This is a genomic window from Myceligenerans salitolerans (assembly GCF_017349295.1).
Classification (GTDB): Bacteria; Actinomycetota; Actinomycetes; order Actinomycetales; family Cellulomonadaceae; genus Myceligenerans; species Myceligenerans salitolerans.
In genome coordinates this window covers 1-317 of the sequence record NZ_JAFMPK010000013.1, presented here as the reverse complement: position 1 = coordinate 317, position 317 = coordinate 1, and the positions used below count along the sequence as shown (strand labels likewise).

Below are 317 nucleotides of genomic sequence, written 5' to 3'. Positions count from 1 at the left end.
GCCGTCGGCGCCATCCTCCTGATCATCGTCGCCGCCATCATCATCCCCTACCTCATCCACACCCACCGGGAGGAAAAGCGATGAGCGACGTCACCCCCACCAGCACCACACCCACCGCCATCGCACCCGCCCACACCGGCCGCGACCACGACAACGGCCCCAGCCCCGCTTCCCGCCACGAGCACCGCCAACCCGCCAACCGCTTCGCCCCCGGCCGCACGGCACGCTACGCGGTCCTGCTGCTGTTCGTGCTGCTCGTGCTGATCCCGGTCTACGTGCTGTTCGTGACCAGCTTCAAGGGCGCCGGCGACGCCGCA

1 pseudogene is annotated in these 317 nt (G+C 69.7%); it reads left to right on the top strand.

The window, feature by feature from the left end:
* Positions 1-80: 80 nt before the first annotated feature.
* A pseudogene (locus J0911_RS20095) lies at positions 81-317 on the top strand (hypothetical protein); the annotation flags it as partial.